Annotated in this window: 19 protein-coding genes; 16 read left to right on the top strand and 3 right to left on the bottom strand. The window is 69.7% G+C overall.

Annotated features, from left to right (window positions below):
• Window positions 1-75: 75 nt before the first annotated feature.
• The 13 genes from KUTG_RS42560 (at window position 76) to KUTG_RS59670 (ending at window position 13,484) form a co-directional block, all read left to right on the top strand.
• Window positions 76-1,311, top strand: a complete 1,236-nt coding sequence (locus tag KUTG_RS42560; RefSeq protein ID WP_043725242.1) for a glycoside hydrolase family 16 protein — start codon at window positions 76-78, stop codon at window positions 1,309-1,311.
• Window positions 1,311-2,381: a glycoside hydrolase family 75 protein gene (locus KUTG_RS54655; protein ID WP_084580438.1), complete on the top strand. Its 1,071-nt coding sequence runs from the start codon at window positions 1,311-1,313 to the stop codon at window positions 2,379-2,381. The genes KUTG_RS42560 and KUTG_RS54655 overlap by 1 nt, the downstream gene beginning before the upstream one ends.
• Window positions 2,378-3,745, top strand: coding sequence for a chitinase (locus KUTG_RS42550; protein WP_043725239.1), 1,368 nt, complete (start codon window positions 2,378-2,380; stop codon window positions 3,743-3,745). The genes KUTG_RS54655 and KUTG_RS42550 overlap by 4 nt, the downstream gene beginning before the upstream one ends.
• A 76-nt stretch (window positions 3,746-3,821) precedes the next feature.
• Entirely contained in the window at window positions 3,822-5,180 is a 1,359-nt protein-coding gene (locus KUTG_RS42545) for a serine hydrolase domain-containing protein (protein WP_052396060.1), read from the top strand.
• Window positions 5,181-5,268: 88 nt separating this feature from the next.
• Window positions 5,269-5,934 (top strand): YoaK family protein, encoded by a 666-nt coding sequence (locus KUTG_RS42540; protein WP_043725237.1) that lies wholly within the window; start codon window positions 5,269-5,271, stop codon window positions 5,932-5,934.
• A gap of 32 nt (window positions 5,935-5,966) precedes the next feature.
• Complete coding sequence (locus KUTG_RS42535; RefSeq protein WP_043725235.1) at window positions 5,967-7,343, top strand: sialidase family protein; 1,377 nt, start codon at window positions 5,967-5,969, stop codon at window positions 7,341-7,343.
• A gap of 4 nt (window positions 7,344-7,347) precedes the next feature.
• Window positions 7,348-8,376 (top strand): MsnO8 family LLM class oxidoreductase, encoded by a 1,029-nt coding sequence (locus tag KUTG_RS42530; RefSeq protein WP_043725233.1) that lies wholly within the window; start codon window positions 7,348-7,350, stop codon window positions 8,374-8,376.
• Window positions 8,377-8,416: 40 nt separating this feature from the next.
• Window positions 8,417-9,505 carry an AMP-binding protein gene (locus tag KUTG_RS42525; RefSeq protein ID WP_043732563.1) on the top strand — a complete coding sequence of 363 codons (1,089 nt, stop codon included), beginning with the start codon at window positions 8,417-8,419 and terminating at the stop codon, window positions 9,503-9,505.
• A gap of 2 nt (window positions 9,506-9,507) precedes the next feature.
• Entirely contained in the window at window positions 9,508-10,818 is a 1,311-nt protein-coding gene (locus tag KUTG_RS42520) for an aldehyde dehydrogenase family protein (protein ID WP_043725231.1), read from the top strand.
• A gap of 150 nt (window positions 10,819-10,968) precedes the next feature.
• A complete protein-coding gene (locus KUTG_RS42515; RefSeq protein WP_232241249.1) occupies window positions 10,969-12,360 on the top strand; it encodes a xylulokinase in 1,392 nt (463 codons plus the stop codon).
• A gap of 69 nt (window positions 12,361-12,429) precedes the next feature.
• Window positions 12,430-12,915, top strand: coding sequence for a hypothetical protein (locus KUTG_RS42510; protein WP_043725230.1), 486 nt, complete (start codon window positions 12,430-12,432; stop codon window positions 12,913-12,915).
• A gap of 21 nt (window positions 12,916-12,936) precedes the next feature.
• The gene (locus tag KUTG_RS42505; RefSeq protein WP_043725229.1) at window positions 12,937-13,236 is read left to right on the top strand and encodes a hypothetical protein; all 300 of its coding nucleotides are present in this window, start codon (window positions 12,937-12,939) and stop codon (window positions 13,234-13,236) included.
• 89 nt (window positions 13,237-13,325) lie between these two features.
• Entirely contained in the window at window positions 13,326-13,484 is a 159-nt protein-coding gene (locus tag KUTG_RS59670) for a hypothetical protein (RefSeq protein WP_157495181.1), read from the top strand.
• Window positions 13,485-13,532: 48 nt separating this feature from the next.
• Here KUTG_RS59670 and KUTG_RS42500 read toward each other — a convergent pair whose 3' ends face one another.
• Both KUTG_RS42500 and KUTG_RS42495 read right to left on the bottom strand, forming a co-directional pair.
• Window positions 13,533-14,756, bottom strand: coding sequence for an amidohydrolase (locus KUTG_RS42500; RefSeq protein WP_198047495.1), 1,224 nt, complete (start codon window positions 14,754-14,756; stop codon window positions 13,533-13,535).
• Window positions 14,757-14,766: 10 nt separating this feature from the next.
• Window positions 14,767-15,186, bottom strand: coding sequence for a nuclear transport factor 2 family protein (locus KUTG_RS42495; RefSeq protein WP_043725222.1), 420 nt, complete (start codon window positions 15,184-15,186; stop codon window positions 14,767-14,769).
• A gap of 80 nt (window positions 15,187-15,266) precedes the next feature.
• Between KUTG_RS42495 and KUTG_RS42490 the strand changes: the two genes are divergently transcribed.
• Window positions 15,267-15,788 (top strand): TetR/AcrR family transcriptional regulator, encoded by a 522-nt coding sequence (locus KUTG_RS42490; RefSeq protein ID WP_043725221.1) that lies wholly within the window; start codon window positions 15,267-15,269, stop codon window positions 15,786-15,788.
• Here the strand turns inward: KUTG_RS42490 and KUTG_RS42485 are convergent.
• A complete protein-coding gene (locus KUTG_RS42485; protein ID WP_043725219.1) occupies window positions 15,775-16,716 on the bottom strand; it encodes an Lrp/AsnC family transcriptional regulator in 942 nt (313 codons plus the stop codon). The genes KUTG_RS42490 and KUTG_RS42485 overlap by 14 nt on opposite strands.
• A 72-nt stretch (window positions 16,717-16,788) precedes the next feature.
• On the opposite strand from KUTG_RS42485, the gene KUTG_RS42480 reads away from it, so the two are divergent.
• Window positions 16,789-17,433 (top strand): class I SAM-dependent methyltransferase, encoded by a 645-nt coding sequence (locus KUTG_RS42480; protein ID WP_052396058.1) that lies wholly within the window; start codon window positions 16,789-16,791, stop codon window positions 17,431-17,433.
• 180 nt (window positions 17,434-17,613) lie between these two features.
• Window positions 17,614-18,168, top strand: a complete 555-nt coding sequence (locus tag KUTG_RS42475; protein WP_043725217.1) for an NADPH-dependent FMN reductase — start codon at window positions 17,614-17,616, stop codon at window positions 18,166-18,168.
• Window positions 18,169-18,511 lie beyond the last annotated feature (343 nt).

The following is an 18,511-nucleotide window of genomic DNA, read 5'->3' as shown; positions in this document are numbered from 1 at the left end:
CACACAGCCGAGATCCGCCCTCGGCCGGTGCCTCCTGCGGTGCGAACTGACGTTCCCCGAGAGGCGAGACCCATCATGCGCAGACCCAGACACCTCCTGCTGGCCGCGGTGCTCGCGGCCACCACCATCGTCCCCTTGGGACTGACGGCTTCGGCCGCGCCCGCCGCACCGGCGGCCGCCAGCTTCACCGACGACTTCGACGGTCCGGCCGGCGCCGCCGCCGACGGCAGCAAGTGGCAGTACGAGACGGGCGACAACGTCAACAACCACGAGCTGGAGTGGTACACCGCCGGCAGCTCCAACGCCGCGCTGGACGGCCAGGGCCACCTCGTGATCACGGCCAAGCAGGAGGGCGGCCACACCTGCTGGTACGGCCCGTGCCAGTACACCTCGGCCCGCCTCAACACCGCGCAGCACTTCACCCAGGCCTACGGCCACTTCGAGGCCCGCATGCAGATCCCGCGCGGCCAGGGCATGTGGCCGGCGTTCTGGATGCTCGGCGACAACATCGGCGACCCGAACGTCGGCTGGCCCAACAGCGGCGAGATCGACGTCATGGAGAACGTCGGCTTCGAGCCCGGCACCGTGCACGGCACCATCCATGGCCCCGGCTACTCCGGCTCTGCCGGCGTCGGCGCCGGCTACTCGCTGCCCGGCGGGCAGTCCTTCGCCGACGGCTTCCACACCTTCGCGATCGACTGGTCGCCCAACCGCATCACCTGGTCCGTGGACGGAAACGCCTACGAGACAAGGACTCCGGCCGACATCAACGGCAACCGGTGGGTGTTCGACCACGGCTTCTTCATCATCATGAACCTGGCTGTCGGCGGCTACTGGCCGGGCAATCCCGACGGCGGCACGCCGTTCCCGGGCAAGCTCACCGTGGACTACGTGCACGTGACCACGGGCGACACCGGGCCTCCGCCGGGTGGCGGCGGCTCGATCACCGGCCTCGGCGGCAAATGCGTCGACGTGGCCGGTGCCGACAGCGCCAACGGCACCCCCGTGCAGCTCTACGACTGCAACGGCACCGCCGCGCAGCAGTGGAAGGTCGCCAACGGCCAGATCCAGGCGCTGGGCAAGTGCCTCGACGTCTCCGGCGGCGGCACCGCAAACGGAACTCCGGTGCAGCTCTACGACTGCAACGGGTCCGGCGCGCAGAACTGGGCGGTCAGCGGGGCCAACGACATCGTCAACGTCCAGGCCAACAAGTGCCTCGACGCCTCGAACAACAGCTCCGCCAACGGAACCCGGCTGCAGATCTGGGACTGCGGCGGCAATGCCAACCAGAAGTGGACGGTGAACAGCTGATGCGCAGGCGAATTCTCACCGTGCTCGCCGGTTTCCTGTTGGCCCTGCCCCTGTTCGGCGTGACCTCGGCACCGGCCATGGCGTCCGATCCGGGCGGCCCGTCGGCCAGCCAGCTGCTGGCCAAGGTGACCAACTGCCAGCAGATCTCCAACGGCACCTACGCCACCGACGAAGGCCAGGGCGGCAGCATTCCCGTCTGCCAGGCCAATGGCGCCGTGTTCTTCAAGGGCGACATGGACGTCGACTGCGACGGTGTGCGCACCTCGCAGTGCAACGAGCAGACCGACTGCTGCTTCTACCCGGACACCGCTTTCCACACATCCACCGACCAGCCGCTGAACGCGGCGCAGCTGCCCTACATCGTGCTGCCGAGCCCGTCGGGCATCTGGGACTACCGGACGGCCGGCATCGAGGGCGGCGCGGTGGTCGCGGTGATCTACAACAACCAGGTGACCTATGCGGTCGTCGGCGACACCGGTCCGACCGGGATCATCGGCGAGGCCTCGTACGCCACCGCGCAGTCGCTGGGCATCAACCCCGATCCGCGCAACGGTGGCACCGACAGCGGTGTCACCTACATCGTGTTCCCGCACTCGCAGGTGAACCCGATCGAGAATCACGGCAGCGCCGTGTCTCTGGGCCAGCAACTGGCCACCACGTTCGTCGGCGGTGGCGGTGGCAACCCGCCGCCGCCCACCGGCGGCACGATCACCGGCATCGGCGGCAAGTGCGTGGATGTGGCCGGGGCCAACAACACCAATGGCACCGCCGTCCAGCTCTACGACTGCAACGGCAGCGCCGCGCAGCAGTGGACCACCGGTTCCGACGGCACCATCCGTGCCCTCGGCAAGTGCCTCGACGTCTCCGGCGCGAACTCGGCCAACGGAACCGTGGTCCAGCTGTGGGACTGCAACGGCAGCGCCGCGCAGAACTGGTCCCGCCCGGACGACGGCTCGGTGCGGGCGCTGGGCAAGTGCCTCGACGCCTCGAACAACAGCTCCGCCAACGGAACCCGGCTGCAGATCTGGGACTGCGCCGGCTCCGCGAACCAGAAGTGGACGGTCGCATGATCAGGAAATCCCTCGCGCTGCTCGCCGGCGCGGCCGCGATCACGACCGTGCTGCTGCCGGGCACCGCGTCCGCGGCGACCGGGGCGATCACCGGCTTCGGCGGCAAGTGCGTCGACGTGGCCGGGGCCAACAGCGCCAACGGCACCGCCGTGCAGCTCTACGACTGCAACGGCACCCCCGCCCAGCAGTGGACCACCGGCTCCGACGGCAGCCTCCAGGCGCTGGGCAAGTGCCTGGACGTGGCCGGCGCGAATCCCGCCAACGGCACCAAGGTGCAGCTGTGGGACTGCAACGGCTCCGGCGCGCAGCAGTGGACGGTCGGCGGCAACGGCTCGCTCCAGGCCCTGGGCAAATGCCTGGACGCCACCAACAACAGCTCCGCCAACGGAACCCTGCTCCAGATCTGGGACTGCGCCGGCTCGGCCAACCAGACCTGGGCGGCCCCCGGCGGCGGCACCACTCCCCCGCCGCCCCCGCCCCCGCCGAACGGGGCGATGGCCGTCGCGCCGTACTACTACAACGGCTGGGGCGACCCGCCGGACCCGCGCACCATCATGAGCGCGACCGGCGTCAAGTGGTTCACGATGGCGTTCGTGCTCAACAACGGGTACTGCAACCCGATGTGGGACGGCGGCCGGCCGCTGACCGGCGGCGTGGACCAGAACACCATCAACACCATCCGCTCGGCCGGCGGTGACGTGGTGCCGTCGTTCGGCGGGGCCAACGGCAACAAGCTGGAGGCCTCCTGCAACACCCCGGGCGAGCTGGCCGGGGCGTACCAGAAGGTGATCAACACCTACGGCCTGAAGGCGATCGACCTCGACTTCGAGGGCGACGTCTACGGCAACGCCACCTACCAGCAGCGCATGGTGGACGCCCTGAAGATCATCCGGTCGAACAACGCCGGGATCGCCATCTACATCACCATCGGCAGCGGCCAGGACGGCCCGGGCAACGACCTGATCACCCGGGCGGCCAACTCCGGGCTGACCGTGGACGTGTGGACCATCATGCCGTTCGACTTCGGCGGAGCCGGCCAGGACATGGCCAGGCTCACCGCGCAGGCCACCGACGGCCTGGAGCGGGCGGTGCGCGACGCCTACCACTACAGCGACGACGTTGCCTACCGCCACAGCGGCCTGTCCTCCATGAACGGCATCACCGACAACAACGAGCGGGTGACGCCTGCCAACGCCCAGACCATGCTCGGTTACGCCAACCAGCACCACCTGGGCCGGTTCACCTACTGGTCGGCCAACCGGGACCGGCCGTGCCCCGGCGCCTACCCCAACGACGACACGTGTTCGGGTGTTGCACAGAACGCGTGGGACTTCACTCGTACATTCGCGCAATACAAGGGCTAAGGCCTCCGAACATTGTGACCTGACAGGACGGCGCGGGGCGACCCGCGCCGTCCGTATGCTCCCTCCGGTGCAGCGTATGGAGCACTGGCAGAACAGGCTCGACGAACTGGCCCGGCGGCACGGTGTGCCGGGCGCCGTACTGGGGATCTCCTCCCCCGGCATGACCGGGGTGGCCGCCACCGGCGTGCTGAACGTGAGAACCGGCGCGCCCGTGCGGCCGGATTCCGTGTTCCACCTGGGGTCCATCACCAAGGTCTTCGTGACCACGGCGGTGCAGCGGCTGGTCCAGGACGGCCGACTGGACCTCGACAAACCGGTGTCGGCCGTGCTGCCGGAACTGAACCTGGGCGAGATCACCGATCGGGTGAGCCTTCGTCACCTGCTCACCCACACGAGTGGCATCGACGGCGACGTCATCGTCGACACCGGGCGGGGTGACGACTGCCTGGCCCGCTATGTCGCCCAGTTGGCCGATGTCGCCCAGAACTCCCCGCTCGGCGCCACCTGGTCGTACTGCAACTCGGGATTCAGCCTGGCCGGCCGGGTCATCGAGCAGGTCACCGGGCAGGTGTGGGACGCCGCCATGCGGGACCTGGTGTTCGAACCGCTGGGATTGCGGGACACCCTCACCCTTCCGGAGGAGGCGCTGCTGCGTTCGGCCGCCGTCGGCCACATGGTGGAGGACGATAGGACGATTCCCGTGCGGCAGTGGCAACTTCCCCGCGCCATCGGCCCCGCCGGCCTCATCGCCGCCACGGTCTCGGACGTGCTGACGTTCGCTCGCCTGCACCTCGACGGCGGCGGGGAGCTACTGACAACGTCGTCACTGGAGCAGATGCAGGCCGAGCAGGTCCGGGTGGACGCCAAGTACTCGCTGGCCGAGACCTGGGGCCTGGGCTGGCAGCGTTTCGTGTGGGACGGGCAGCCGCTGATCGGACACGACGGTTCGACCATCGGGCAGCAGTCGCATCTCGTGCTGCTGCCGTCACAGGGGCTGGCCGTGGCGCTGCTGACCAACCGGCGCACCCCTCACTTGTACGAGGACCTCTACCGGGAGATCTTCGCCTCGGTCGGCGTGGAGATGGCCCGCCAGCCCGTGCCACCCGTCACGCCCCTGGGGTTGCTGCCCACCGACTACGTCGGCGTGTACGAGCGGGCCGGGCAGCGGATCGAGGTGCTGTTGGAAGGCGGGAAGCCCATCCTGCGGGTGACCACCCTGGGCAAGCTGGCCGAGTACATCCCGGATCCCGTCGAGGAGCTGCCCATGGTGGCCCTGGAGCCGGACGTCTACCTGGTCCCCCTGACCGGCAGCGACCACTGGCTCCCCGTCAGCTTCTACAGCCTGGCGGACGGCAGCCCGTACCTCCACTTCTGCGGGAGGGCAAGCGCTCTCAATGACATGCCGCGCGTCCCGCGCGGGGCGAGGTCGCTCTAAAGCCGGTCTCTTCCCTTGCGGTCCAGAGACCGGCGCGACCTCGCGCCGTAACGGCGGTGGGCCCGGCGGCACGGCAAACTGATCCGCTATGGAGGTCATCACCGCCAAGACCTTGCGTCTGATCGTGCTGCTCGGCGTCGCGGGCGGCTACCTGGACGCGTTCACGTTCGTGGCCCACGGCGGCGTGTTCGCCAACGCCCAGACCGGCAACGTGGTGCTGCTGGCCGTGGACGCGGCTCGCGGCGACGTGGGCGGGGCGCTGGCCCACGTGCCGCCGCTGATCGCGTTCGTGCTGGGCGTGGCGGCGGCGGAGACGCTCACCCACCCCCGCATCGCCCCGGTCGTGCGCCGGCCGATCCGGGTGGCGCTGGTGATCGAGATCGTGGTGCTGTTGGTCGTGGGCGCGATCCCGACCTGGTTCGCGAGCAGCGCGGTGGTGCTGGCGGTGGCGTTCGTGGCGGCGCTGCAGAACGCCACCTTCGGCACGGTCCGCGAGTGGTCGGTGAACACGACGATGACCACCGGCAACCTGCGGACCGCCGCCCGGGCCACGTACCGGGCGGTGTTCCGCCGCGACGAGGACGCCGGCCGGCAGGCCCGGACCTTCGGCCTGGTGGTGCTGTCGTTCCTCGTCGGCGCGGGCGTGGGCGCGCTGGTCACCGAGCTCGTCGGCAACAGGGCGGCCTGGGGTGCGAATTTCCTGATCGTGACCGGATTGGCGCTTTTCTTCCTCGACGAGCGCGCCCCGGGTTAGGGTCCCCACCGCCACCGAGCAGGGGGGACTACATGAAAAAGTACCTGGTCACTGCCGTCGCCGGCTTACTGGCGCTGGCCCCGGCAATCGCTCACGCGGACACCCCGCCCACCGCGGTCAAGATCTCGACGCCCAGCCCCTTCCCGGCGGGCTGCGACCACAAGGACCCGGTCGGCACCAATTACCCGAACGCCGAGGTGCAGCCGGACATCGCGGTCGACCCGCGTAACCCGTCGCACATGGTCTCGGCCTTCCAGACCGACCGCTGGCAGGGCGTCGGCGGCCACGGCCTGATCACCGCGGCCACCTTCGACGGCGGCCGCACCTGGACCTACGCCACGCCGCCGGCCGTCTCGACGTGCTCGGGCGGAGCTTTCGACCGCGCCACCGACACCCAGGTGTCCATCGCCCCCAACGGCATGGTCTTCCTGACGTCGCTGAGCATGAACACCACCACCCCGCACGGCGACCACGCGCTGCTGGTCGTGAAGTCGGGCGACGGCGGCCGCAGCTGGGGCACGCCGACCACGATCACCCGTGAGGGCACGGGCGACACCGACAACATCTGGAACGACCTGCCGACGGTGTACACCACCGGCAAGGACGTCTACGTGGCGTGGGACCGGATCAACCTGGACGACGGCACCGGCCCGATCTACCTGGCCCACAGCGGCGACGGCGGCACGACGTGGGGCGAGCCCCGCAAGGTCGTGGACTTCGGCGTCGGCAAGGGCGCGTCCGGCGTCCGGCTGGCGTCCGTGCAGGGCAAGCTGGTCGCCTTCTTCGCCTACTACGAGCCGATTCCGGGCACGGCCGACTACGCCACGTCCTGGCGGTCGATCACCTCGGCCGACCTCGGCGAGACCTGGTCCGCGCCGGCCGTCGCCGGTCAGGCCAAGTCGGTCGGCACCAAGGAGCCGGGCGGCAAGAACGTGCGTGACGGGCACGACGTGTTCGGGCAGCTCGCGGCCGGCCCGCACGGCGAACTCCGTGCCGTGTGGCAGGGTTCGCAGTTCGCCGGCGACCACGACGGCGCCGTCATGGCCACCTCCACCGACGCCGGGGCGACCTGGTCCGCGCCGGTTCCGGTCGGCTCCTCGCCGGCCAAGCAGTTCATGCCGGCCGTCGCGGTCAACTCCGACGGGGTCGTCGGCGTGACGTACTACCAGCTCGACAGCACTGGCACGTCGTACTGGCAGGCCACCTCGGCCACCGGAACCTCGTGGCACACCACCAAGTTGTCCGGTCCGTTCGACATCACGGCCGCGCCGGTCGTCAACGACGGCTCGTACTACGTCGGCGACTACCACGGCATGGCCGCGGCCGGCACGTGCTTCGTGTCGGTGTTCGCCAAGACCAACAGCGGCCAGCCGGACAACCGCACGGACGTCTTCTTCACCGTATCGTAGAAGCATGATCCCACTGTCCGTATTGGACCTGTCGCCGATCGTCTCCGGCGGCAGCGCGGCGGAGGCGCTGCGCAACAGCGTCGACCTCGCCCGGCGGGCGGAGGAGCTGGGCTACCACCGTTACTGGGTGGCCCAGCACCACCTCACGCCGGGCGTGGCCGCGGCGGCCCCGTCCGTGCTCGCCACCGTCATCGCCGAGGCCACGTCCCGCATTCGGGTCGGCTCGGCGGCGGTGCTGCTCGGCTACGTCTCGCCCGTGGTCGCGGCCGAGCAGTTCGGCACCCTCGCGCACCTGCACCCCGACCGTGTCGACCTCGGTCTGGGCCGGTCCGGGACGACCAAGCTGGCCGAGGTGGTCGGCAAGGTCCCGGACGCGCAGCTGACGGTGTGGGAGCAGCTGAACCGGATCCTCATTCCCATGGACGCCGGCCCGTACCTCAACCAGGTGCGGTCGATCCTGGAGTTCCTGGACGGCACCGGCGAGCACCACGCCGTCGCCGCGGAGCACGCGCGGTTGCAGGTGTGGATCCACGGCGCGACGCCGGGCGAGAGCGCCCGGGCCGCCGGGGCGCTGGGTCTGCCGTTCGGCGTGGCCTACCACTTCGCGCCGGAGACCGCTTTCGACACGATTGCCGCCTACCGCGCGGCATTCGTGCCGTCGACCCGGCTGGCCGAGCCGTACGTCGCCGTGTCGGCGGACATCGTCGTGGCCGAAACCACTTCCGCCGCAAGGGAACTGGCCAGCGGCTACGGTCAGTGGGTGCTCGGCGTGCGGTCCAGCACCGGCGCGCCGCCCTATCCCTCGCCGGCCGAGGTGGCGGCATTCCCTTGGACCGAACGGCAGCGCGCCTCGGTGGCCGACCGGGTCGGCTCGCAGTTCGTTGGCGCGCCGGAGGAAGTGGCCGCCGACCTTGAGGAGTTGCGCGCCAAGGCCGGCGCGGACGAGGTCGTCGTCACCACGATCACCCATGACCACGCCGCGCGCGTGCGTTCGTACGAGCTGCTGGCCAAGGCCTGGGGTACACCCGGATGATGTACTCCGCGCGGGTTGGCGCCGGGTTATGTTCGAATGCGTGCGGGACAACGATGATCTCCCCGGGGCCGAACTCTCCGGTGACGACGCCGACGGGTACGTCCGCGCGGCCATGCGGTGGCACTTCGATCCCGAGACGGGGTCGCCGTTCTGGCTGGCGCAGGCCGCCTCGCTCGGCTTCGACCCGCGCGAGGCGGTGCGGTCGGTCGAGGATCTCCGGCTGTTCCCCACTGTGGTCGACCAGCTCCGGAATGTGCGTCCCGAGCACCTGATCCCGCGCGGCTACGGCGATGCCGCCGACATCGTCGGCGTGTACGACAGCGGCGGCACCACGGGGCCGCCCAAGCGGGTGGTGTTCCTCGACGACTGGCTCCAGCGGATGATCACCCACATGCTGGAGCCGTTGGACCGCCTGGGCATTCCCCTCGGCCTGAACTGGCTGGGCATCCTGCCCACCGGGCCCCACGCCGTCGGCCACTTCATCGGCCTGGCGGCGCGGGCCCGGCGCGGCCTGATGTACACAGTGGACATGGATCCGCGCTGGGTCCGCAAGCTCATCGCCTCCGGCCAGACGGCCCAGGCCGACGCCTATGTCGAACACCTGGTCGAGCAGTCCTCGCATATCCTGCTCAGCCAGGAGGTCGGCGTCCTCATGACCACGCCGCCCATGCTGGAGCGCCTGGCCCGGCGGGACGATCTCCTGGCCGCCATCACCCGCAACGTCCGGCTCGTCATGTGGGGCGGCGCCCACATGGACGCCGACACGCACGACCTGTTCCGCAACGAGGTCTTCCCCGGCATTCCCCTGCACGGCGTGTACGGGAGCACCATGATCATGGGCGGCGCCAGCCAGCGCCTCGGCGACACCGAGTACCCGATCTTCGACGGCTTCGGGCCGCACATCACCTTCCGCGTGGTCGATCCGGTCTCGCTGGAGCCCGTCCCGTACGGCACACGGGGCCAGGTCGTCACCAACCATGTCAGCCGTTCCATGTTGCTGCCCAACAACCTTGACCGTGACACGGCCATCCGCGTGCCCGCGCTGCCCGGCCAGCCCGGCGATTCCCTCGGCGATCTCGCGCCCGTGCAGGTGTTCGGCAGCGAGACCGTCATCGAGGGCGTGTACTAGCCATGCTCGCCGTGGACGCCCTGGGCCCGGTCGGCCCTTACCGTTCCCGCAAGCAGCTCACCGTCACCGACGTCACCGGCGTGCCGGTCGCGTCGGTCAGCCTCATGCCCCGGCTCTACGTCACCCGCACCATGTCGGCTCTCCATCGGGCGTCGGAACTACCTCTGGCGCAACGGCTTCGAGCCTTGGCCACCGCCGGTTCCCTGTTCGCCAAGGATTCCGACGACTACGTGGACCTGGTGGCTCGCGTCTCCGGCCTGCCCCTGGACGACATCCGCTTCGCCACCAACGCCATCTCCGAGGCGTGCTGCACGGCTTTCGAGGCCGCCCAGCAGGGCCGCCCGCGCGGCGCGTCCACTGTGGAGGATGACCGGGTGGCCGAAGGCGCCGTGTGGACCCGCCGCGGCCACGTCTTCGCCGTCCATGCCGCCGGCAACCATCCGGCCGTGCATTCCCTGTGGCTGCAAGCCCTTGCCCTCGGCTACCGCGTCGCCGTCCGGCCTTCCCGCCGGGAACCCTTCACCCCGCACCGGCTCATCGCCGCCCTACGTGCCGCCGGTTTCCCCGACGACCACGTGATTCTCCTGCCGTGCGAGCACGACGTCGCCGACGAGATCCTCCGCTGCGCCGACCTCGGCATGGCCTACGGCGGCGACGAGGTCATCGCCAAGTACGCCGGGAACCCCCGCGTCCTGCCCCAGGGCCCCGGCCGCTCCAAGATCCTCGTCACCGCCGGGGACTGGGCGCCTTTCCTCGACACCATCGTGTCGTCCATCGCCCATCACGGCGGCGTCGGCTGCATCAACGCCACCGGCATCCTCGTCGAGGGCGACCCCGCGCCCCTCGCCGCCGCCTTGGCCGCCCGCCTGAGTGCCCTGCCCGATGCCGTTCTCCCCCGCTACCCTCTCGCCGCCGCCGTCGCCCTCCGCGACCACCTCGCTCAACGTGCCGCCGGCGCCCAGCCCTTTCTCGGCGCCGACCAGCTGATCCACGACCTCGGCGACGGCTCCGCCGTCCTCCGGCCAGCCCTGCACCTACTGCCCTCGGCCGCTTCCCCCCAACTCGGCGCCGAGCTCCCCTTCCCCTGCGCCTGGATCGCCCCGTGGACCCGCGCGGACGGCATAGCTCCCCTTCGCAACACCCTCGTCCTGACGGCCATCACCGACGACCACCCCCTGATCGCCTCTCTCCTGTCCGAACCCACCATCGCCAACCTCTACCTAGGCAACCGCCCCACCCACTACTTCCACCCCCACCTCCCCCACGACAGCTACCTCACCGACTTCCTCATGCGCACCAAAGCCCTCGCCTGAAACCGCGAGTCCCGCTCTCAGGCACCCATGAAACCGGTTCGAAACCCCCGCGAGTCACGCTCTCCGGCACACCGAAACACGGTTTCCGGCAGACTGCCCGAACCTGACATTCGGTGGTTCTGAGGGCGTGACTCGCGGAGGTAGCAGGGCGTGCGTGAAGCGATGGTGGGGATCGACGTCGGCACCACCGCGGTCAAGGTCGCGGCCTTCGGCCTCGACGGGGAGCCCCTGGCGAACCATCAGGTCGGCTACCCGATCCACCGCCCCCGGCCGGGCTGGGCCGAGCAGGACGCCGACGACTGGTGGCGCGCGGTCCAGGAAGGCCTCCAGGCCATCGCCGGCCGCTACGCAATCACTGCGACCGGGATCGTCAGCCAGGTCAACACGCATCTTCTCGTCGACCACGACCTGAACCCGCTGACGCCGGCCATCATCTGGCAGGACCAGCGGTGTGCGGAGATCGCCAAGGAGCTCGACGGGCGGTTCACCGTCGAGGACAAGGCCCGGATCTGGGGCGGCCCGATCACGCTGGACGCCTCGTTCGTCGGCGCGAGGGCGGAGTGGTTCGCCCGCAATGAGCCGGAGGCATGGCGGAAGGCCCGCTGGATCCTGAGCCCGAAGGACTTCATCGGCGCGAAGCTCACCGGCCGCGTGGCCACGGACCTCCTCTCCGGCGTACGCATCGCGAACGCGGGCGGCTACATCCCGGTAGCCGCCGGCGTGACCGAAGGGCTGTGGGAGCGGCTGCCGGAGATCCTCGAACCGGAGTCGGTCCTCGGGAAAGGCCTGGTCGTGGGCACGATGGACGCCTTCGGGGCGGTCTTCGGCGCGGCCACGACCAAACCGGGCCGGGGCATGATCTCCTGCGGAACCTCCCTGGTCGTGGCGGGCGCGTCCGAAAGGAACGTCCCCACGGCCGGGATCGTCACCTTCCCGCCCCGCGACGGCCTCTACGTGCACGCCGGCCCCACCCAAGCCGCCGGCGACGCGGTGCGCTGGTGGAGCGAGACGACGGGCCTGACCATCCCCGAGGTCTTCGACGACGCCGCGAACGGCGCCTCGCAGGTGATCTTCACGCCCTACCTGTCCGGCGAACGGGCCCCGCTCTGGGACTCCACGCTGCGGTCCAGCTTCCTCAACGTGAGCTCGGCGACCACCCGCGCCGACCTGTCCCGGGCGGTGCTCGAAGGCGTCGCGATGTCCGGCCGGCACGTGCTCGAATTCGTCGAAGAGGCCTGTGGTGCGCCGATGAAAGCGCTTGCTTTCTGCGGCGGCGGGGCCCGCAGCGACCTCTGGGCGCAGATCTTCGCCGACGTGCTGCAACGGCCGATCCACCGGCTCCGGGTGCACGACGCCGGCGTGCTGGGCGCGGCGCTGCTGGGAGCCGTCGGCGCGGGCCTGTACCCGGACGCCGAAACCGCTGCTGAGGCCGCTGTCGCGGTCGCGAAGACCGTCCTGCCGTCAAAAACCAACGACCTCTATGACGTTTATGTCGAGATCCACCAAGCGCTGCACGGCATTCACCACCGCCTGAATCCCTAGTTCGCACGTTCGGAGGATTGAGATCAACCGGATCGGGTAATCCCTGGGCCTGATGGGAGGGGAGGACACATGAACGACCGCAAGGACGGCATGGTGCGGCTGCTGGTGCGCACCGCGGTGACCCGTATGCAGGACGAGGATCCGGACGGCGCGCTCGACGCGCTGACGGCGCTGTACCAGGGCGCCGACCACAGCCCGAGAGAGGCCGCCGACGTGCTGGCCGATGCCTCGGCGGACATGCTGAAGTCCCTGTGCGTGCAGGTCGGCGACGGTGCACCGATCAAGATGCAGCTGGGTGACACCGAGGGCAACGAGATCCCCATCGACGACATCGACCCGCCGCTGCGGGCCAGCTTCCGCGCGGTGATGGCGCTGGTCAACTCCGACGAGCAGTCCGCGGACCTGCAACTGGGGCTGGTGTTCGATCGCCACGATCCGGAGGAGGACACCGTCGCGCTCATGCACCTGCTGCTGTGGACCACCGACCTGCTGACGGCCTGTCGCGAGGGCGGGGCCCGGGCGCCGGACTGGCTGGCCGACACCTCGGCCGGCTAGAGCGAAAAGGAAGCACCCCACATGAACACCTTCGAGGAGACGGTCGAGCTCGCGGTGCCGCTGCGTTTCGCCTTCGAGCAATGGGCCAGCCACAGCTCCTCGCCGCGCCCGGTGACCGCGCAACGCCAGGACGAGCTGATCGCCTGGCCCGGGGGCCGCGTTACCTTCCAGTACGTCGACACCCACACCACCAGACTCACCCTGCGCGCGGACCCGGACACCACACCGGCCGGCATCCTGCTGCGTTTCAAGGAGTTCGTGGAGTCGGCGCCGCTGACCTCCCCCGCCACCCGGCAGTACTGGCGCGTGGAAAGAGCCTGATCGGGTTACCCCCGGCGGGGTAGTTTCCCCCTCGGGCACGCTCGGAGCCTGGTAGGCAGACATCAGCACCTGGGGAGGGAGTTTCGCTGATGTCGCCAGGCACTCCGATCTTCGACCAGCTGGCCGAGGCCAGCGGCCTGCACTGGGTGATGCTGCCGGACGGCCGGATCAAGGTCGCCCTGGGCGAACCACGGCCCAAGGAGCAGGCCTCGGACCAGGCCGCCGCCCACCGGGCGCCGGCCCGATGACAGGCAGGCCGGTGACGGGCAGGCCGGTGACGGGCAGGCCGATGAGCGCTACCCCAGCCAGGCCAGCGCCGCCGTCACCAGGGCCGTGACGCCGCCGTCGAGGGTGGGCTGGAGCAGGGGCGCGAAGTGCGGCGAGTGGTTGGACGGGATGTCCCGCTCGAACGTGCCGCCGCTGTAGGCGGTCACGAAGCGCTCCTGGTCCTCGCCGCCGAACAGCCAGTAGCAGGTGGGCACGCCGGCCGTGGCGCCGAAGTGGCCGAAGTCCTCGCTGCCGGTCACCGGCCCGGGGTCGACGACCATCGGGAACGCCTCGTCGAAGGCCGCCTTGGTGCGCGCCATCGCCGCCTCGTCGTTGACCAGCACGGGGAACGCGTTGGACCGGGTGATCTCCGGGTCCTTGGGCGCGCCGGCGGCGGCGGCCTCGGCGTGCACGATGCGTTCGATCGAGGCCAGCACCCGCGCACGGACCTGGTCGTCGAAGGTGCGCACGTTCACGCCGAGGTCGACGTGGTCGGGGATGATGTTGTCCTTGGTCCCGCCGTGCACCATGCCGACGGTGACGACCGCGGAGTCCTTGGCCGCGATCTCACGGGAGACGATGGTCTGCAGGCGCAGGATGGTCGACGCCGCCATCACCACCGGGTCGACGGTGGTCTCGGGTCGTGACCCGTGTCCGCCCTTGCCGTACAGCCGCACGTCGAGTGTGTCGGTGGCGGCGAACGCAGGCCCGGCATGGCAGCCCAGCCAGCCGGCCGGGATGGGCGCGAGGTGCTGGCCCAGCGTGATGTCGGGCTGGCCGAACCGCTCGTAGAGGCCGTCGTCGACCATAGCCTCAGCCCCGACCGCCAGCTCCTCGGCCGGCTGGAACACGGCCAGGATGGTGCCCGACCACTGGTCACGGCCGCGGGCCAGCAGGTCCAGCGCCCCGAGCAGGCAGACGGTGTGCATGTCGTGCCCGCACGCGTGCATCACGCCGTCGACCATCGAGGCGTACGGCAGGTCGGTCTGCTCCTGCACCGGCAACGCGTCCATGTCGGCCCGCAGCAGCACGGTCGGGCCGTCTCCGTTGCGCAGCACGGCAACCACGCCGGTGCGGCCGACGCCGGCGGTGACCTCGTAGCCGGCCGCCTGCGCCCGCCGCGCGACCTCGGCCGCGGTGCGATGCTCCTCGAACGCCAGCTCCGGGTGCGCGTGCAGGTCCCGGTAGAGGTCTTCGAGGCCGGCCCGGACGTCGTCCAGGCCCGCCATCACGTGCTCGCGTGCCGCGGTCATGCTCCCGACACTACAGAGCGAGCCTGCGCTCCTCGGCGGTGATCTTGAGGTCGTTGATGCTGGCGTAGCGCCGCGCCATCAGGCCGTTCTCGTCGAACTCCCACTGCTCGTTGCCGTAGCTGCGCCACCACTGGCCGTCGGCGTCGCGCGACTCGTACTCGAAGCGCACCGCGATCCGGTTGCCCGTGTATGCCCACAGCTCCTTGCGCAGCTTGTAGTCCTGCTCCCGGGCCCACTTCTGGGTCAGGAACTCGCGGATCTCGGCCCGTCCCTTGAGGAAGGTGTCCCGGTTGCGCCACTCCGAGTCCTCGGTGTAGGCCAGCGACACCCGTTCCGGGTCGCGGCTGTTCCAGGCGTCCTCGGCCGCCTGCACCTTGGCGCGGGCGGTCTCCTCGGTGAACGGCGGCAGCGGCGGGCGCTGGTCGGCCATGGTCGGCTCCGATCGCTAGAGAACGAGCGTTCTCCGCGTTACCCTAGGAGAACGTTGGTTCTCCAGGCAAGGGGTCGGACATGATCCAGGAAGCCGAAGTGCTGACCGCGGCCGAGGCGCTGTTCTACGAGCGCGGCGTGCAGCAGGTCGGCATGGATCAGGTGCGGGCCGCCGCGGGCGTCTCCCTCAAGCGCCTCTACCAGCTCTTTCCCTCCAAGGACGACCTGGTCATCGGCTACCTGACCGCTCGCGACGAGCGCTGGCTGGCCTCGGTCGCCGCCCACGCCCGCACCGCCGGCGACGTGCTCACCGTCTTCGACTGGCTGGCCGAGTGGTTCGCCGAGCCCGACTTCCGCGGCTGTGCCTTCGTGAACTCCTTCGGCGAACTCGGCGGAACCTCCGAGGCCGTCGCCGCCATCGCCCGACGCCACAAAGAGGCATTCCGCCAGCTCATCCGCGACCTGGCCGGCGACGACGAACTCGGCGACCAGCTCACGCTGCTGGCCGAGGGAGCGATCACCATGGCCGCCATCGGCGGCTCGCCCGAACCGGCCCATCAGGCCAAACGGGCGGCGCGGGCGCTGCTCGCTACCCCTGCTTGACGGTCCGCATCAGCACCGCCGTCTCCAGCGACGTGATCTTCCGCAGCGCCCCCACCCGCTCCGTCAGGTACCGGTAGAACTCACCGCTGTCCCGGCACGCCACCACCGCCACCAGATTCGTCGGCCCGGTGGTCGCCGCCACGAACGACGTCTCCTCGTGCTCGGCCAGCCGGCGCCCGACCTCCGTCAAAGCATGCGGCGGCACGGTCATCCACAGCCGGGCCTGGGTGCCGAAACCGAGGACGGCCGCCGGAATGTCCACTTGGTACGAAACAACCCCGTTGTGCCGCAAGATGTCCAGCCGTCGGCGCACGGTCGACTCCCCCAGCTTCGTACGGCCGGCGAGCTCCGCGTACGGCATGCGACCGTCGCCGGCCAGCAGCTCCAGCAACGCCTGATCGGCGCCATCGACCTCAACCCGAGCAACACTCGACTCTGGTGGCCGCAGCCGCGAAACTTGTTCCTCGCCGAGAAACCGCAGGCCCGACCAGTCCGACGGCAGCGAGAAGGCGCTCAGCACCGAATGCGCGCTGACACCCAACACCCGCCCGGATCGCGGCAACTTCTCCAGCAGCAGGATCTCCTCGCCGGGCGGCAACTGGGCGTGGCAGGAGATCTCGGCGCCGCCGGACATCACGTGCACCCAGGACACATCGGGACGTTTCGCCAATGCCTTGGCCAGCGGCAGTGCGACATCCGGCGTGCAACGCAGCCGCAGCGTCCAGGCGCTCCGACCGAACAGCACGCCGTTGACTGCGCCGACCACCCGCAGCCCGGCCATCGCCCGCAGCCGTTTGTAGCGCCGCGCGACCGTGGTCTCCGAGACGCCCAGCACCTCGGCCACCCGGGCGAACGGAATCCGGCCGTCGAGCTGTAGGGCGTGCAGGAGTCCGCGATCCAAGCCGTCGAGAACGACAGATTCCGCCATATCGGGCAGCTTAGCGCCGGAATGCGCCACCTCCCTAGGTACTCGCGCCGCCGACGGCTCAGACTTGGACCCATGAGCCACGACTTCGACGCCTTCTACCAGGGCGAACCGCTCGCCCCCGGGCTGAAGCACAACGGCATCCCGTGGGACATCGGACGGCCGCAGCCGGCGCTGGCCGGTCTCGACTTCCACGGCGACGTGCTCGACATCGGCTGCGGTTTGGGCGACAACGCGGCGTTCGTCGCGAACCAGGGCCATGCGGTGACGGCCGTCGACAGCAGCCCGACCGCCATCGCCGAGGCCAGCAAACGCTTTCCGGACCGCGACGTCCAGTTCGTCCTGGCCGACGCGATCGACCTGGCCGGTTACGCTGCCTCTTTCGACACCGTGCTGAGCTGTGCTCTCTTTCACTGTCTGGACGCCACCGACCGGATCCGCCACCTGCACGCGCTGCGCCGGGTCACCCGGCCGGGCGCGGTCCTGCACCTGCTGACGTTCTCCGACCGGGTGCGCGACGGCCTGCCCTCGCCCTTCCCCCAGTCCGAACAGGAGGTTCGCAAACCGTTGTCCGACAACGGGTGGATCATTACCGACTTCGACGAGGGCACCCTCCTGGCCAACGGCGCGACCATGGTCGCCTTCTTCGATGCCGTCGGCCAACCGCCCACCGAGCGGCCGGCGCTGCCGTGCTGGGTGGTGCGCGCGGTTCGGGGGTGATCTGGGACACCGAAACTTTCCGAATGGGTCCACCTCAGGATGCGGGCTGGCACAGGGCTTCGGTTCGCGATTAAGTGGACCTTGTCGAATCTTGAGGAGCCGCGTGACCGAGCTTGCGAGGGCACCATTCAACACTGGGACATCGGTCGCAGACGCTCCGAGCGCCAGCGAGGAGAGTTTGTGAACGACCTGAACATCCTGGCCATCTCCGGCAGCCTGCGCGCGGGCTCGTTCAACACCGCACTGGTGCGCAACGCCCAGAAACACGCGCCGGCCGGCATGACCATCTCCACCTACGAGGGGCTCGGCGACCTGCCGCACTACAACGCGGATCTGGACAACGACGAGAACCTGCCGGCCTCGGTGGCCCAGCTGCGGCTGGCCATCGCCGACGCCGACGGCCTGCTCATCGCCACCCCCGAGTACAACTACTCGATCCCCGGCGGGCTGAAGAACCTGCTGGACTGGGCGTCCCGGCCGGCCGCGAGCTCGGTGCTGCGGCACAAGCACATCGCCATCATGGGCGCCTCGCCCAGCCAGTTCGGCACCGTGCGGGCGCAGCTGGCCCTGCGGCAGGTGTTCCTGTGGACGCACTCGCACGTGGTGATCAAGCCCGAGCTGATGCTGTTCGGCGCGGCCCAGCGGTTCGACGACGGCGGCAACATCACCGACGAGATGACCATCAACCTGCTGCGCGAGCTGCTGACCGCGCTGCACGACCAGATCCGAGGCTGAGCCATGACGCGCGGGTTTCGTGCATTCCCCCAGTCCCACCCGGGTCGTCAGAAGCGATCGGAATGACCCTCGCCCACCTTCGTCAATATAGCCGCTGGATCCGGGTGTAGGGAGTAGTAGTGTACATTGTTTACCGAACCGATGGGGACGGCAGCCGCCCAAACCGTCGCGACCGTAATCGGGGAAAGCCTCCAGGGGTATGAATGTTGGCAATGATGTATGGAGAGAGGACAACTGATATAATTTATCTTCCCCAGAAAGCGGCTCAAAATACGAAGTCCGGTAATGATGGAAAGACGAGGTGTCGTACCCATAATTGTTACTCCCCTTCCGATCCGCCTGT

The sequence above is a fragment of the Kutzneria sp. 744 genome (assembly GCF_000568255.1).
GTDB lineage: Bacteria > Actinomycetota > Actinomycetes > Mycobacteriales > Pseudonocardiaceae > Kutzneria.
The sequence above is the reverse complement of the archived record's forward strand: the minus strand, read 5'-3'. Positions and strand labels throughout refer to the sequence as shown.

What these genes read in the sequence shown, in the direction of transcription:
- KUTG_RS42495 (WP_043725222.1), bottom strand. Translation starts at nt 15,186, where the DNA reads ATGGCCGACCAGCGCCCGCCGCTGCCGCCGTTCACCGAGGAGACCGCC.
- KUTG_RS42490 (WP_043725221.1), top strand. Translation starts at nt 15,267, where the DNA reads ATGATCCAGGAAGCCGAAGTGCTGACCGCGGCCGAGGCGCTGTTCTAC.
- KUTG_RS42545 (WP_052396060.1), top strand. Translation starts at nt 3,822, where the DNA reads ATGGAGCACTGGCAGAACAGGCTCGACGAACTGGCCCGGCGGCACGGT.
- KUTG_RS42540 (WP_043725237.1), top strand. Translation starts at nt 5,269, where the DNA reads ATGGAGGTCATCACCGCCAAGACCTTGCGTCTGATCGTGCTGCTCGGC.
- KUTG_RS42560 (WP_043725242.1), top strand. Translation starts at nt 76, where the DNA reads ATGCGCAGACCCAGACACCTCCTGCTGGCCGCGGTGCTCGCGGCCACC.
- KUTG_RS42500 (WP_198047495.1), bottom strand. Translation starts at nt 14,756, where the DNA reads ATGACCGCGGCACGCGAGCACGTGATGGCGGGCCTGGACGACGTCCGG.
- KUTG_RS42505 (WP_043725229.1), top strand. Translation starts at nt 12,937, where the DNA reads ATGAACACCTTCGAGGAGACGGTCGAGCTCGCGGTGCCGCTGCGTTTC.
- KUTG_RS59670 (WP_157495181.1), top strand. Translation starts at nt 13,326, where the DNA reads ATGTCGCCAGGCACTCCGATCTTCGACCAGCTGGCCGAGGCCAGCGGC.
- KUTG_RS42530 (WP_043725233.1), top strand. Translation starts at nt 7,348, where the DNA reads ATGATCCCACTGTCCGTATTGGACCTGTCGCCGATCGTCTCCGGCGGC.
- KUTG_RS42485 (WP_043725219.1), bottom strand. Translation starts at nt 16,716, where the DNA reads ATGGCGGAATCTGTCGTTCTCGACGGCTTGGATCGCGGACTCCTGCAC.
- KUTG_RS42550 (WP_043725239.1), top strand. Translation starts at nt 2,378, where the DNA reads ATGATCAGGAAATCCCTCGCGCTGCTCGCCGGCGCGGCCGCGATCACG.
- KUTG_RS54655 (WP_084580438.1), top strand. Translation starts at nt 1,311, where the DNA reads ATGCGCAGGCGAATTCTCACCGTGCTCGCCGGTTTCCTGTTGGCCCTG.
- KUTG_RS42535 (WP_043725235.1), top strand. Translation starts at nt 5,967, where the DNA reads ATGAAAAAGTACCTGGTCACTGCCGTCGCCGGCTTACTGGCGCTGGCC.
- KUTG_RS42480 (WP_052396058.1), top strand. Translation starts at nt 16,789, where the DNA reads ATGAGCCACGACTTCGACGCCTTCTACCAGGGCGAACCGCTCGCCCCC.
- KUTG_RS42520 (WP_043725231.1), top strand. Translation starts at nt 9,508, where the DNA reads ATGCTCGCCGTGGACGCCCTGGGCCCGGTCGGCCCTTACCGTTCCCGC.
- KUTG_RS42510 (WP_043725230.1), top strand. Translation starts at nt 12,430, where the DNA reads ATGAACGACCGCAAGGACGGCATGGTGCGGCTGCTGGTGCGCACCGCG.